12 protein-coding genes are annotated in these 13,505 nt (G+C 70.8%); 4 read left to right on the top strand and 8 right to left on the bottom strand.

Annotation, left to right across the window (positions count from 1 at the left end; genetic code table 11):
• Window positions 1-31: 31 nt before the first annotated feature.
• On the bottom strand, window positions 32-2,005 hold the full coding sequence (locus tag ACFVJQ_RS01490; RefSeq protein ID WP_385780096.1) for a glycoside hydrolase family 5 protein: 1,974 nt from the start codon (window positions 2,003-2,005) through the stop codon (window positions 32-34).
• Between the two features lie 130 nt (window positions 2,006-2,135).
• Here ACFVJQ_RS01490 and ACFVJQ_RS01495 point away from each other — a divergent pair, with 130 nt between their 5' ends.
• Window positions 2,136-2,771: an RNA-binding S4 domain-containing protein gene (locus tag ACFVJQ_RS01495; RefSeq protein WP_385780099.1), complete on the top strand. Its 636-nt coding sequence runs from the start codon at window positions 2,136-2,138 to the stop codon at window positions 2,769-2,771.
• A gap of 243 nt (window positions 2,772-3,014) precedes the next feature.
• Here the strand turns inward: ACFVJQ_RS01495 and ACFVJQ_RS01500 are convergent, their stop codons facing one another.
• Window positions 3,015-3,473, bottom strand: a complete 459-nt coding sequence (locus tag ACFVJQ_RS01500; RefSeq protein WP_385509271.1) for a DoxX family protein — start codon at window positions 3,471-3,473, stop codon at window positions 3,015-3,017.
• 119 nt (window positions 3,474-3,592) lie between these two features.
• Window positions 3,593-4,273, bottom strand: a complete 681-nt coding sequence (locus ACFVJQ_RS01505; protein WP_224733194.1) for a bifunctional 2-polyprenyl-6-hydroxyphenol methylase/3-demethylubiquinol 3-O-methyltransferase UbiG — start codon at window positions 4,271-4,273, stop codon at window positions 3,593-3,595.
• 222 nt (window positions 4,274-4,495) lie between these two features.
• Here ACFVJQ_RS01505 and ACFVJQ_RS01510 point away from each other — a divergent pair, with 222 nt between their 5' ends.
• Window positions 4,496-4,762: a DUF6343 family protein gene (locus tag ACFVJQ_RS01510; protein WP_385509272.1), complete on the top strand. Its 267-nt coding sequence runs from the start codon at window positions 4,496-4,498 to the stop codon at window positions 4,760-4,762.
• A gap of 27 nt (window positions 4,763-4,789) precedes the next feature.
• On the opposite strand, the gene ACFVJQ_RS01515 is transcribed toward ACFVJQ_RS01510, so the two are convergent.
• From ACFVJQ_RS01515 to rpsA, 4 genes are all read right to left on the bottom strand, one after another.
• Window positions 4,790-5,170: a tetratricopeptide repeat protein gene (locus tag ACFVJQ_RS01515; protein WP_385509273.1), complete on the bottom strand. Its 381-nt coding sequence runs from the start codon at window positions 5,168-5,170 to the stop codon at window positions 4,790-4,792.
• A gap of 50 nt (window positions 5,171-5,220) precedes the next feature.
• The gene (coaE, locus tag ACFVJQ_RS01520; RefSeq protein WP_385780106.1) at window positions 5,221-5,841 is read right to left on the bottom strand and encodes a dephospho-CoA kinase; all 621 of its coding nucleotides are present in this window, start codon (window positions 5,839-5,841) and stop codon (window positions 5,221-5,223) included.
• Window positions 5,842-6,009: 168 nt separating this feature from the next.
• Entirely contained in the window at window positions 6,010-6,948 is a 939-nt protein-coding gene (locus ACFVJQ_RS01525; RefSeq protein WP_385509275.1) for a PAC2 family protein, read from the bottom strand.
• Between the two features lie 252 nt (window positions 6,949-7,200).
• Window positions 7,201-8,691, bottom strand: a complete 1,491-nt coding sequence (gene rpsA, locus ACFVJQ_RS01530) for a 30S ribosomal protein S1 (RefSeq protein WP_141308642.1) — start codon at window positions 8,689-8,691, stop codon at window positions 7,201-7,203.
• Window positions 8,692-9,009: 318 nt separating this feature from the next.
• Between rpsA and ACFVJQ_RS01535 the strand changes: the two genes are divergently transcribed.
• Both ACFVJQ_RS01535 and hrpB read left to right on the top strand, forming a co-directional pair.
• Window positions 9,010-9,924, top strand: coding sequence for a class I SAM-dependent methyltransferase (locus ACFVJQ_RS01535; RefSeq protein WP_385780110.1), 915 nt, complete (start codon window positions 9,010-9,012; stop codon window positions 9,922-9,924).
• A gap of 49 nt (window positions 9,925-9,973) precedes the next feature.
• Window positions 9,974-12,511, top strand: coding sequence for an ATP-dependent helicase HrpB (hrpB, locus tag ACFVJQ_RS01540; RefSeq protein WP_385780113.1), 2,538 nt, complete (start codon window positions 9,974-9,976; stop codon window positions 12,509-12,511).
• Here the strand turns inward: hrpB and ACFVJQ_RS01545 are convergent.
• Window positions 12,501-13,493 carry a DUF3068 domain-containing protein gene (locus ACFVJQ_RS01545; protein ID WP_385780116.1) on the bottom strand — a complete coding sequence of 331 codons (993 nt, stop codon included), beginning with the start codon at window positions 13,491-13,493 and terminating at the stop codon, window positions 12,501-12,503. The two genes, hrpB and ACFVJQ_RS01545, sit on opposite strands and share 11 nt — an antisense overlap.
• Window positions 13,494-13,505 lie beyond the last annotated feature (12 nt).

Raw genomic sequence — 13,505 nt, forward strand, 5'->3', positions numbered from 1 at the left:
GATCCACCGTAGATCCGGGTGCGCCGGGCGGTCAGCCCAGCTTGCGGCAGTACAACGCGTCCGGCGTCCGTGCCGAGCCCACCCGGCCCGTGTACGCGATCCCGGCCGCGTACTCGTCGTCCGCGCACTGCCCCTTGTAGTGGCCCTGCGCGAAGTCCCCGCCCTTGGGGGCCGAGCCCCTGTTGTCGCCCCGGTCGAACCAGACCGTACGACCGCTCGTGCCGAGCCTGCCGGACGGTGCGGCCGCGCACAGGGCGGCGGAGACGGCGGCGCCGCGGACGCTGTACCCGGTCAGGAACTGACCGTCGGCGCACTGGAGCTTGGTGTACCCGGACGCCCAGTCCTGGCCCGGCCTGACGTGCCGCTCGTCGACGACCACCTCGTGTCCGCCGGCCGGGTCCCCCAGGGGACCGGCGGACACGTCGGAGCACAGGCCGCGGTTGCCGGTGTGGCTGAGGCCGAGGAGGCGCTGCCCGTCGGGGCAGACGGCCTTGCGGGCGCCGGAGTCCCAGTCGGGCAGCGCCCTCATCCGCCGCGACTGGACGACGTCGCCGTGGTCGGGGGCGAGCATCGACCACTCCGTCACGGGGGCGACGCGACCGGTGCGGCCCTGGGCGCCGATGAGCCGGGTCCAGGCGGCGGCCCGCCAGTCGTCGCCGTCGTACAGTCCCATGCGGCTGCCTGCGGAGTCCCAGTGCAGCAGGGCCCAGCCGTTGCCCTTGCGGTTCTCGTGCCAGCCGACGAGCGGCCAGTACGCGAAGTCGGCGTCGGTACGGATCAGGTGATCGACGAAGTTCTCGAACCAGGCGCGCTGCCTGACGCCGGTCTCGTCCCGGCCTCCGATGCCAAACTCGCTGATCCAGACGGGGGCGGTGAAGTGCTGATCCTGTTCGGCGGTCACGAAGAAGGCCTGGCGATTCAGGACGTCGATCAGTTCTGCGGGGCTCAGGTCGCGGTAGCGGGGGTCGCTGGTCTCGCCGGTTCCGGTGGCTCCGCTGTGGTTCGGGCCGGTGTAGTCGTAGAAGTGGGCCGAGTACACGAGCTTGCCGGAGTCGACGAGAGTGTGCGAGAGGCGGCGTACGGGCTCCAGGGTGGGGCGTTCGTGCGCGAAGCCGTCGACGGGGATGCCCGTCCAGTTGATGCCCTCGACGATGATCAGGAGGTCGGGATTCGCCTCCGTCAGGATGCGGTCGCCGACGCGCTGCGCGGCGGCGAACCAGTCGTGGTTGTCGCCGAGCCCCCAGTTGGGGTCGTCCCAGACGTTGCGGCGCACCTCGTTGTAGAGGTCGGCGCCGACGACGCGCTGGTTGTCCTGGTAGCGGCGGGCCATGAACAGCCAGTCGTTCTCCCAGGTCCCGGTGGACTGGCTCGCGTTCCAGCGCTCGTTGCCGTCGACTCCGCAGCACCAGCGGGTGGTGTTGGTGTGGTTGTTGAGGATCACGGCGAGTCCGGCGGCGGTGAGCTCACGGACCACGACGTCGTACACCTGGAGCGGGGTCCTGCCACGCAGGGAGGGGTTGGCGGCGACGGAATCGTCGCTGACGGGACGGCTGTCGTGGATCATCTCGTTGGAGAAGGGCAGCCGGATGCTGTTGATCCCGAGTTCCCGGAAACCGGCGATGATCTCGGCCATGGGGGCGCGATCCAGGCCGAGCGGCATCCGGCCGGAGTTCTCGCCGGCGTGGTGGTTGGCGTCGTCGTCCGTGCTGCCCGAGCCGTTCCAGGTGCCGCTGGCTCCGTGCCAGTTGCCTGAGCGCAGCTTGAAACGGTTGCCGTTCGCGTCGACGATCCAGCGGCCCCGGGTGCTGAGCGGGGGCGTCCAGTCCGGCGCGGCCGTGGCGGACGCGGATTCGGCGGCGGCAGCGGGCTCCCGGGCGACCCGGGGTTCCTCGGTGATCCGGAGTCCCCGCGGGACCGCGGGCTCTTGCGCGACCGCGGGGATGGGCGCCATGAGGAGCACGGCGGTCAGTGCGGCTCTCACGAAGGATCCGCGCACGGTCACCATCCGAGGACGACGTTGTCATGGCAGCGTCATCATGGAGGATGCAGGGCCATTGGTCCAGACGTACTCGTTACTCGCTGACCGGCCACGAAAGGCGTTCGGACACAACCGACCCGGGGACTAAGGTCGAAGCATGGCTTCGGAGCGCACCGGCAAGGACAGAAACGGCAGCAACAGCCGGAAGGACACAGACATCCGCGCGAAGGCCGTCGACCCGACGGCTACGGATCCGACGGCTACGGATCCGACGGCCGGCACGGACCAGCAAGCTGTGGAACCGACGGCCGTGGATGCGAACGCCGTGGATCCGAAGATTGCCGCCGCTGTGGCAGCCGCCGAGGCGGCCGGGCCGGCGAACGGCGAAACCGTCCGCATCGACAGCTGGATCTGGTCCGTGCGGCTGGTGAAGACCCGTTCCCAGGGCGCCACGGCCTGCCGCGGTGGTCATGTGCGCGTGAACGGCGAGCGGGTCAAGCCCGCGCATTCCGTCCGCGTCGGCGACGAGGTGCGCCTGCGGCAGGAGGGCCGGGAGCGGATCGTCGTCGTCAAGCGCCTGATCCGCAAGCGGGTCGGCGCCCCGGTGGCCGTCCAGTGCTACGTCGACAACAGCCCGCCGCCCCCGCCCCGCGAGGCCATCGCTCCGGCCGGCATCCGCGATCGAGGCACCGGCCGACCGACCAAACGGGACCGCCGCGAACTGGAACGCCTACGGGCCCTGCGCGGCCTCGGCGGTCCGGGCGGCCTGGGAGGCCGTCCCGGCGGACGATGACCGAGGACACGCGGCGGGCCGGCGGGGTGAGGCGTACGCCCAACGCGAGGGCCCGACGCGAACCGGAACGCAGGGGGGACTGAGCAGCGCTGCGTTCCGGTGGTCCGAAGAGCACCCGCCCGCACGTCGACTGCCGGCACCGGACACCACTGCCACCGCGAGGTCGACCGCCGTCGCACCACCGGCACCCGCCGCCGCAGGGCCGATCACCACCACGCGACCGACCCCGCCCCCAGGCGCCACTCAGCCCCGTCGGAGCACCACCCGCAGCAGCTCCCCGTTCTGTCGCCGCCGTGCCCAGGCGATCAGGGTGAGCGGCACGAGCAGGATCAGGGGTGTCGCCGCATGCTCGCCGTCGAAGACGGTGAGCTGGACGATGAACGCGCCCACCATCAGCCCGCTCAGCCCGATCGCCGCGACGGACTGCAGCAGAGGCAGCAACAGGCCGACCGCACCGGCTAGTTCGAGTGCGCCGACGGTGTACATCCCGGCACTGCCCCAGCCCATGTCGTCGAAGATCTCGGCGGCCGAAGAGTGGCCGATCAGCTTGGGGAGGGCGCTCGCGGTCGCGAAGAAGAGCGCGAGCACGACCTGGAGGGAACGCAGGGCGATACGGGCGCGACGCCCCCGCGCGGTCTCGGACTCGGCGACGACGATGCCGGACGAGGCGACGGAGGCTGCGGAAGCGGTGGACTCGGACATGAGGGTCTCCCGGGTGAAGCGGTCCGTGATGCTGTCACCTGGGTAGACCCGCCCGCGCTTCGGAACTCATCGCATCCGAGGGAGATCCCTCCGTGCCCTCCCCGCAGCCGCCCCGGCCATCAGTCCGCCGCGACCGCCCTCACCCATATCCGGTCCTCCGTCAGATACTCGTCCACTCTGAGCCCCGCCTCCGCCAGCGCCTCCTCGAACTCCTCCTTCGTCAGCGGCCGGGCCCGGAACGTCTGGGTCCAGGTCGCGTCGGGGAACTCGTACTCCGCGCGGACCGAGTTCGTGCCGTCCCCGAGCGGTTCCGACGACACGATCCGCAGGGTGAAGCCGGAGGCATCGACCCGCTCGCGCGGTACGTTCGTGTGGTAGTCCTCGCCCTCCCGCTGGATCAGCACGCAGCCGCCGTCCGCCAGGTGGCGGACGCAGGTCCGCAGCAGGCCGTGCCGCACCTCCACGTCCCCCGTGTGCACCAGGAACGACGCGAGCAGGACCGCGTCGAACCTCTCGCCCAGGTCGAGTTCCTCGATCGGGCTGCATATCGTGCGGGCACCGCGGACGCGTTCGAGCATGTCGGGGGACTCGTCCACCGCGGTGATCGAGTAGCCGCGCTCCAGCAGCGGGTGCGTCATGCGGCCGACCCCGCAGCCGAGTTCCAGGATGCGCGCACCCGCGGGCACGGCCGCGGCGATGATGTCCGGCTCGGTGCCGACGGGCAGTCGTGAGTAGAGCTCGACTGCGCAGCCGTCCGGGGTGATGGCTCCGGGACCCGTCCCGTGGTGTCCTTCTCGCATTTTCAGCTCCATGCCCGTCCAACGGACCGCATCCGCACGCCCGTTCCCGCCCACCCCGGGTTCACCCGTTCGAGTGGCGAAGGCGGAGCAATGGCGCAGGTGTCGCATCGCAGCCTCGGTCAGTTCGCCGGCGTCCGCGACGTATGAGATGTCGTTGCCTGGCCTCCGCCTTTGGAGAACGTCCGCGTCGAAGAGTACGTTTCAAGGAGGAGTGGTGATCCGATGCGTACGGGCAGTGAGCCGGTGACAGCGCGCAGTGCACTGCGTATGCGCTTCTGGCTGAGCGTGTGGGGGCTGCTCTGGGCGATCTTCGGGACGGTCGCGTTCGCTCTGGCCGGGCGGCCGGGGTGGGCGATCGCCTGCGGTGTGTTCTGGCTGGTGGTCACCATCGACCTTGCCGTGGTCCTCAGGCACATCCGCCAGGGCCCGCACTACCAGCCGGGCCCGGATGTCCCGCCGTACCGGCCGCCGGACGACCGTGCCCCGTAGCGCCTGCTCAGGGGCGCCGACGCACTCTCACCCGTCGAACCGGGCCGCCTTCAGATACTGCGGTTTCGGGTCCAGCGCGGCCGCCAGGCGGAAGTGGCGCTTGGCCTGCTCGGGCCGCCCCTGGCGCTCGTACGTCCGGGCGAGCGCGAAGTGGGCGAACGCGTTGTCCGGCTCGCGCTCCAGGACGATGGTGAACTCCAGCTCCGCCGGCCGCAGCTGCGCGGCCGCGAAGAAGGCACGCGCACGCAGCAGCCGGGCCGCGGTGTTCTCCGGGTGCGCGGCGATGACTCCGTCGAGCAGCTTCACCGCGCCCCGCGGGTCCCGTGCGGCGAGCAGGTGCTCGGCGGCTCGGAAGTCTATGACATGCGTCTCCGGAGTACGTCCGGTCGATCCGCTGGTCTCGGGCACGGCAGAGTCCTTCCCTTACTGACCGGTTTCAACGCCCGGCCGCGGGGCCGCTATTCCTGGGGCGGCTCCTGGGACGTCTGCGCCCGCCGGACGAGATCGGCCCATACGTCCTTCACGCGCCGCTGAAGCTCCTCCAGTGGTACGTCGTTGTCGATGACGATGTCCGCGATCTTCAGACGCTGCTCGCGCTTCGCCTGGGCTGCCATACGCGCGCGCGCATCCTCCTCGGTCATGCCCCGCAGCCGTAGGAGACGGTCGAGCTGGGTCTCGGGGCTCGCGTCGACGACGACCACCAGGTCGTACAGCGGCGCCAGGCCGTTCTCGGTGAGCAGCGGGACGTCGTGGACGACGACGGCGTCCTCGGCGGCCGCCGCCTCCAGCTCGTGGGAGCGGGCGCCCACCAAGGGGTGCACGATCGAGTTCAGGACGGCGAGCTTGTCCGGGTCGGCGAAGACGATGGAGCCCAGTTTGGGCCGATCCAGGCTGCCGTCCTCGGCGAGCACGTCCTCCCCGAAGGCCTCGACGACCGCGGCGAGACCGGGCGTGCCCGGCGCGACCACCTCGCGCGCGATGCGGTCCGCGTCGATCAGCACAGCCCCGCACTCGACGAGCAGCCGCGACACCTCACTCTTGCCGACGCCGATCCCACCGGTCAGGCCCACCTTCAACATGACCGGAAGCCTAAACGCTCCGCTTGAGAGGCGGTGCAGAAGGTGCAGGCCGTCTGCGGCTGGTCGCGCCCACGGTGGGGGTCCCCCCGCTCGAGCGAAGCCGAGAGTGGGGGAGGAGCCGCACATCGATACAGCCCCGCGCCCCTTGGGGCGCGACCACACCCCCGATCAGTTGTCGCCCTCCCGCTCCGCCAGGAACCTCTCGAACTCCCGCCCGATCTCGTCCGCCGACGGGATCTCGGCGGGCTCGGCGAGCATGTTGCCGCGGGTTTCGGCACCCGCGACGGCGTCGTACTGGTGCTCGAGGCCCTGGACCAGGGCGGTGAGGTCCTCGTCGCCCTCCTGGATCTGCCGGTCGATCTCGGTCTGCGTACGGTGGGCGTCCGTGCGCAGGGAGTGCGCGATGCTGGGAAGGACCAGTCCGGTGGCCGCCGTGATGGCCTCCAGGACGGTGAGCGCCGCGTCCGGGTACGGGGAGCGGGCGATGTAGTGCGGGACGTGTGCGGCGACGCCCAGGACGTCGTGCCCGGCCTCCATGAGGCGGTACTCGACGAGTGCCTCGGCGCTGCCGGGCACCTGGGCCTCGTCGAAGGGGCTGCGGTGGCCCGGTACGAGCTCGGTGCGGTTGCCGTGCGGGGTGATGCCCACGGGGCGGGTGTGCGGGACGCCCATAGGGATGCCGTGGAAGTTCACGGCGAGGCGGACGCCGAGGCGCTCCACGATCTGCTCCACGGCCGCGGCGAACCGCTCCCATTCCACATCCGGTTCCGGGCCGGACAGCAGCAGGAAGGGGGCTCCGGTGGCGTCCTGGACCAGTCGCACGGCGAGTGTGGGCTCGTCGTAGGCCGACCAGCGGTCGCGCCGGAAGGTCAGCAGCGGGCGACGGGCGCGGTAGTCCACGAGCCGGTCGTGGTCGAAGCGGGCGACGACCTGGTGGGGCAGCGAGTCGAGGAGCCGGTCGACGATCTGGTCGCCGGTCTCGCCCGCGTCGATGTATCCGTCGAAGTGGTAGAGCATGACAAGACCGGCCGACTCCTGGGCGAGCGCCATGTCGACGACGGCCAGGCCCTTCGGCTCCCACGTGTACAAACCCTGCGGATCAAGCACTGTGACCGCTCCTCCTCGTGTTCGTACGTCACAACGCGCGACCGGGCATGAGCATTCCCGTCCCGGGCCCATGATCAGGTGACGCTTACGGCTTTCTCAGAGCCGGGGGCAAGCCAGCTCCCCGAGGGGCGCGGGGAACTGCGCGACCAGCCCCACCGGGCCGCGACCGAACGACGGTCCGGGCAACGCCAAGGGCCCGCACCTCGAAAGGTGCGGGCCCTCAACCAACGGCTAAGCCTTAGCGGTCAGCGTTCAGCTCTGGCCGCCGGCCAGCTTCTCGCGCAGCGCAGCCAGCGCCTCGTCCGAGGCGAGGGCGCCGGACTGGTCGCCACCCTCGGAGGAGTACGAACCGCCGGTCGCGGCCGGAGCCGCAGCCTCGCCGCCCTCGGCGGCAGCCGCCGCGTCGGCCTCGCGGGACTTGATGACCTGCTGCTGGTGCTGCTCGAAGCGGGACTGCGCCTCGGCGTACTGGCGCTCCCACTCCTCCCGCTGCTTCTCGTAGCCCGGCAGCCAGTCGTTGGTCTCCGGGTCGAAGCCCTCGGGGTAGATGTAGTTGCCCTGGTCGTCGTAGGACGCGGCCATGCCGTACAGGGTCGGGTCGAACTCGACCGAGGCCGGGTCGGCACCGAAGGACTCGTTGGCCTGCTTCAGCGAGAGGCTGATGCGACGGCGCTCGAGGTCGATGTCGATGACCTTGACGAAGATCTCGTCGTTGACCTGGACGACCTGCTCCGGGATCTCCACGTGGCGCTCGGCCAGCTCGGAGATGTGGACCAGACCCTCGATGCCCTCGTCGACGCGGACGAACGCACCGAACGGAACCAGCTTCGTGACCTTGCCGGGCACGACCTGGCCGATCTGGTGGGTGCGGGCGAACTGCTGCCACGGGTCTTCCTGGGTCGCCTTCAGCGACAGGGAGACACGCTCGCGGTCCATGTCGACGTCGAGGACCTCGACGGTGACCTCCTGACCGACCTCGACGACCTCGGAGGGGTGGTCGATGTGCTTCCAGGACAGCTCGGAGACGTGGACCAGACCGTCCACGCCACCCAGGTCCACGAAGGCGCCGAAGTTGACGATCGAGGAGACGACGCCGGAACGGACCTGACCCTTCTGGAGGGTCGTGAGGAACGTCTGGCGGACCTCGGACTGGGTCTGCTCCAGCCAGGCGCGACGGGACAGGACCACGTTGTTGCGGTTCTTGTCCAGCTCGATGATCTTGGCCTCGAGCTCCTTGCCCACGTAGGGCTGAAGGTCGCGGACGCGGCGCATCTCGACCAGGGAGGCCGGGAGGAAGCCACGGAGGCCGATGTCGAGGATGAGACCACCCTTGACGACCTCGATGACGGTACCGGTGACGATGCCGTCCTCTTCCTTGATCTTCTCGATGGTGCCCCAGGCACGCTCGTACTGGGCGCGCTTCTTCGAGAGGATCAGGCGGCCTTCCTTGTCCTCCTTCTGGAGGACCAGGGCCTCGATCTCGTCGCCCACGGCGACGACCTCGTTCGGGTCGACGTCGTGCTTGATCGAGAGCTCGCGGCTCGGGATGACACCTTCGGTCTTGTAACCGATGTCGAGCAGGACCTCGTCCCGGTCGACCTTCACGATGACGCCGTCGACGATGTCGCCGTCGTTGAAGTACTTGATCGTCTCGTCGATCGCTGCGAGGAAGGCTTCCTCGTTACCGATGTCGTTGACCGCTACCTGCGGGGTGGTGGCGGTGGTCTCGGTGCTGCTCGTCATGTGGGAAAGGGCTCCGGTACGGACATTGAAGTCGTAGGTACTGCTTACGCCGGGAGCCCGTTTCGCTCTGTAGAAGCCGGACAGCCAAGGAAGCGCCCCACCAGTGACTGGTGGTGGCGCCTCGACAACCGAGGGGACATACAACAGATGCGAGCGCAGCCTGCTACGTCTGAGGTGCGCAGGCCCGCAGCGCAACTTGTAGCATACGGGGGCAGCCGGGCACGGTCAATGCGCGAAGCCGCACACCCGGGGCGGATCGCCGCATTCCCGGCACAAAACCTGTCTCTTCAGGCCACACGGGCCTGGTGCACCCCTCGTGTGACACCGCCGGGACGGGTTGGACGGAAGAGTACGACGAGGGAGCCGATCATCCAAGAGCCCGAAGCGAGCGAGACGGAAGCCACCCGACGCCACGCGGACGTCACGGAGAGCGCCCGGGCCAACCGGGGCTGGTGGGACCGCAACGCGGACGAGTACCAGGTCGAGCACGGCACGTTCCTCGGCGACGACCGCTTCGTCTGGGGGCCGGAGGGTCTCGACGAGGTGGAGGCGGAGCTGCTCGGTCCGCCGGAGCAGCTGAAGGACAGGGACGTCCTGGAGATCGGCGCCGGCGCGGCCCAGTGCGCGCGCTGGCTGGCCGCGCAGGGTGCGCGTCCGGTCGCCCTGGACCTCTCCCACCGCCAGCTCCAGCACGCGCTGCGGATCGGCGGATCGTTCCCTCTCGTGTGTGCGGACGCGGCCGCGCTCCCCTTCGCGGACGACTCGTTCGACCTGGCGTGCTCGGCGTACGGTGCGCTTCCGTTCGTCGCCGATCCGCGGCTGGTGCTGCGGGAGGTGCGGCGGGTGCTGCGGCCGGGCGGGCGTTTCGTGTTCTCCGTGACGCACCCGATCCGCTGGGCGTTCCCGGACGAACCGGGCCCCGAGGGGCTGAGCGTGTCGGGGTCGTACTTCGACCGCACGCCCTACGTCGAACAGGACGACGAGGGCCGCGCGGTCTACGTCGAGCACCACAGGACGCTCGGCGACCGTGTGCGGGACATCGTGGCGGCGGGTTTCCGGCTGGTGGATCTGGTGGAGCCGGAGTGGCCGGCCTGGAACACCTCCGAGTGGGGCGGCTGGTCGCCGCTGCGGGGGAACCTGATCCCGGGGACGGCGATCTTCGTCTGCGAGCGAAGCGAGATGGGGGTCCCCCCGGCCGAAGTCCCCCAGCCTCCCCCCGGGGGGAGGGACTGACGCACGCGCGCGTGCAGGGCGTTTCCGAGCACGTACGACACTGGGGTGCGTGATCCGCTACGACGCCCTGGACGCGCTGCCCGTCCGCACTGCTCTGCCCGCCCTGCGCGAGGCCCTGGACGGACACGGCACGGCCGTCCTCGTCGCACCGCCCGGCACCGGCAAGACGACGCTGGTGCCGCCGACGCTGGCGGGGCTGCTCGACGAGGGACCGGCATGGCGGGTGATCGTCGCCGAGCCCCGGCGGATCGCGGTCCGGGCTGCGGCGCGGCGGATGGCGTGGCTGCTGGGCGAGAAGGTCGGCGAGAGCGTCGGCTACACCGTGCGCGGAGAGCGGGTGGTCGGGCGGCACACGCGCGTGGAGGTCGTCACGACCGGTGTGCTGCTCCAGCGGCTCCAGCGGGACCAGGAGCTGAGCGGCGTCGACGTGGTCGTGCTCGACGAGGTTCACGAGCGGCATCTGGACGCGGACACGGTGGCGGCGTTCCTGTGGGACGTACGGGAGGCGCTGCGGCCGGAGCTGCGGCTGGTGGCCGCGTCGGCGACGACCGACGCCGAGGGATGGGCGCGGCTGCTGGGCGGGGCGCCGGTCGTCGAGGCGGAGGACGCTGCGCATCCGGTCGAGGTGGTGTGGGCGCCGCCCGGGCGTCCGGTGCGGCCGCCGCACGGCATGCGGGTCGATCCCGCCTTGCTGGCGCATGTGGCGTCGGTGGTGCAGCGGGCGCTGGCCGAGCGGTCGGGGGACGTGCTGTGCTTCCTGCCCGGCGTCGGGGAGATCGCCCGGGTCGCCGGGCAGCTGGGCGGTCTGGGGGATGTCGACGTGCTCCAGGTGCACGGTCGGGCGCCGACGGCGGTGCAGGACGCGGTGTTGTCGGCCGGGGCGCGGCGCCGGGTGGTGCTCGCGACGGCGGTGGCGGAGTCGTCGCTGACGGTTCCCGGCGTGCGTGTGGTCGTCGACTCGGGGTTGGCGCGGGAGCCGCGGGTGGACCATGCGCGCGGGCTGAGCGCGCTGACGACGGTGCGGGCCTCGCAGGCGGCGGGACGGCAGCGGGCGGGGCGCGCCGGGCGTGAGGCGCCGGGTGCGGTGTACCGCTGCTGGGCGGAGGCCGAGGACGCGCGGCTGCCGCGTTTTCCGTCGCCGGAGATCCTGCTGGCCGACCTGACGGCGTTCGCGCTGCAGACGGCGTGCTGGGGGGATCCGGACGCGTCCGGGCTGGCATTGCTGGATCCGCCGCCGGGTGGGGCGATGGCGGCGGCGCGGGCCGCTCTCGAGGGAGTGGGCGCGGTGGACTCCGCCGGCAGAGCCACGGAGCGGGGTGTGCGTCTGGCTCGGCTGGGGTTGCATCCCCGGTTGGGGCGGGCGCTGCTGGACGCGGGTCCCTTCGGTGCGGTCGCCGAGGTTGTGGCCCTGCTCAGCGAGGAGGCGCCGCGGGAGTACGGGGATGATCTCGCCGGTGCGTTGCGGGCTGCCCGGCGTGGGGGTGACGCCTACGCAGGGCGGTGGCGGGCGGAAGTCCGGCGGCTGCGGGCCGTCGTCGGGGAGTCTTCACACCCGCCCACCCGTGACTCTCTTCCGGCGGAGGTGGACGTCGAGGTCGACCGTGCGAACGTCAGTGAGGACCGTCTGGTCGGACTCGTTGCCGCGCTCGCCTTCCCTGAGCGTGTCGCCAAGGCCGACGGCGGTTCGTATCTCATGGTCTCCGGGACGCGGGCCGAGGTGGCTGCGGGGAGCGGCCTGCGTGGTGCGCCCTGGATTGCTGTCGCTGCAGCTGATCGGCCCGTCGGAAGAGGGCACGCGCGCGTGCAGGTCGGGGCCGTCGTGGACGAGGACATCGCGCGGCAGGCGGCCGGCGCGCTGCTCGACGAGCGGGACGAGGTCCACTGGGCCGACGGGGACGTCGTAGCGCGGCGTGTCGAGCGGCTGGGGGCCGTCGAACTGGCCTCGCGGCCGCTTGCCGACGCCGCCCCCGTGCTCGTACGCGACGCGCTCCTCGAAGGCCTGCGGCGAGAAGGGTTCGGCCTGTTGCGCTGGTCCGCCGACGCCGACGTACTGCGGCAGCGGCTCGCCTTTCTGCATCTGCACCTCGGCGAGCCCTGGCCCGATGTCTCCGACGACGCGCTCCACGCGCGCGTGGACGAGTGGTTGGAGCCCGAACTGAGCCGGGCCCGGCGGCGGGCCGACCTCTCGCGGATCGACGCCGGGGAGGCGCTCGCCCGGCTGATGCCGTGGGCCTCCGGGGAGGCCGGGCGACTCGACGAGCTGGCCCCGGAGCGGATCACCGTACCCAGTGGGTCCAGAATCCGAATCGACTACGGCAACCCCGAACAGCCCGTTCTCGCCGTGAAGTTGCAGGAGATGTTCGGGCTGCACGAGTCGCCCTCGGTCGCCGGGGTGCCGCTCCTGGTCCATCTGCTCTCCCCCGCCGGGCGTCCCGCCGCCGTCACCGCCGACCTCGCCTCCTTCTGGAAGGACGGCTACAACGGCGTACGGGCGGAGCTGCGCGGCCGTTATCCGAAGCATCCGTGGCCCGAGGACCCTGCCACCGCCGAGCCGACCCGGCACACCAACGCCCGGCTCAGGCGGTGACCGGTTCGGGTTCGGTGTTCTTCGTCGGCTCCGGGTCGCCGGGGCGGCGGCTGCGTGCCTCCAGGTAGAGGGAGAGCGACAGGAGCAGCACGCCGAGGATCAGGAAACCCCACGGCAGATATGACGTCATCAGCAGGACCAGCATGCGGTTGGACTTGACCAGGTTCACGGTGTGGTCGATGTAGTCCTCGCGCATCTTCACGTGGCCGGCGAACGCGGTGACCTTGTCGCGGTCGCCGAGCAGGGTGCCGCCGCGGAGTTCCTCCTTGTGGATCTCCTCGCCGTAGACGGGGGCGCCGGTCAGCGGTTCGACCCAGAACTTGCGGACCGTGGTGTACCAGCGGGTCGTGCCCGTCTCGGCGACGGACTCGGGGGTGATTCCCTCGACGGGCATGGCCTTGGGGAAGGCGACCTTCGTCCAGGGGATGGTCTGCTCGAAGTAGTAGACCTCGACGCCGCGGAAGTTCTGGGTGCCCTTGTAGTGGATCGGGGCCGTGATGCGGGCCTGTGCGTCGAAGTACTCGTAGTCCCTCTTCTCGGTCAGGAAGGGCCATTTGAACTCGATGCCCTCGCGTTTCACGCGATCGCCGTCGACCATCTCGCCGGTGGCGTGGACGGGTTCCTGGGTGTGGGCGTCGAAGATGTAGCGCTCGGGGATCTTGGAGACCATCTTGCCGTCGGGGCCCTGGACGTAGGACAGGCCGTCCCAGACGACGACGTCCCGGTCCGCCGTCTTCTCGATCCGTTCGGAGGCCTCCACGTTGCCCTTGAGGGTCTGGACGATGGTCACTTTGTCGACCTTGCGGGCCGTCATCGTGCCGTAGTCGAGAAGGGTGGCGTCCTCGGCCTCCAGGACCATGTCCTGGTACTGGCTCGGCGGGATCTTGGCCAGGCGCGGGAAGGCGTACCAGCGCAGCAGCGGGGACAGCGCCGCGAAGAACACGGCGAGGGCGAGCAGGATCAGACCGGCCTTGCGGCGCATCTCGGCCTCCCT

The organism is Streptomyces sp. NPDC127197 (assembly GCF_042672405.1).
Lineage (GTDB): Bacteria > Actinomycetota > Actinomycetes > Streptomycetales > Streptomycetaceae > Streptomyces > Streptomyces flavusporus.

Bases quoted from the DNA above. Each gene is read 5' to 3' on its own strand.
- ACFVJQ_RS01490 (WP_385780096.1), bottom strand. From the start codon at position 2,005: ATGGTGACCGTGCGCGGATCCTTCGTGAGAGCCGCACTGACCGCCGTG.
- ACFVJQ_RS01495 (WP_385780099.1), top strand. From the start codon at position 2,136: ATGGCTTCGGAGCGCACCGGCAAGGACAGAAACGGCAGCAACAGCCGG.
- ACFVJQ_RS01500 (WP_385509271.1), bottom strand. From the start codon at position 3,473: ATGTCCGAGTCCACCGCTTCCGCAGCCTCCGTCGCCTCGTCCGGCATC.
- ACFVJQ_RS01505 (WP_224733194.1), bottom strand. From the start codon at position 4,273: ATGCGAGAAGGACACCACGGGACGGGTCCCGGAGCCATCACCCCGGAC.
- ACFVJQ_RS01510 (WP_385509272.1), top strand. From the start codon at position 4,496: ATGCGTACGGGCAGTGAGCCGGTGACAGCGCGCAGTGCACTGCGTATG.
- coaE (WP_385780106.1), bottom strand. From the start codon at position 5,841: ATGTTGAAGGTGGGCCTGACCGGTGGGATCGGCGTCGGCAAGAGTGAG.
- rpsA (WP_141308642.1), bottom strand. From the start codon at position 8,691: ATGACGAGCAGCACCGAGACCACCGCCACCACCCCGCAGGTAGCGGTC.
- ACFVJQ_RS01545 (WP_385780116.1), bottom strand. From the start codon at position 13,493: ATGCGCCGCAAGGCCGGTCTGATCCTGCTCGCCCTCGCCGTGTTCTTC.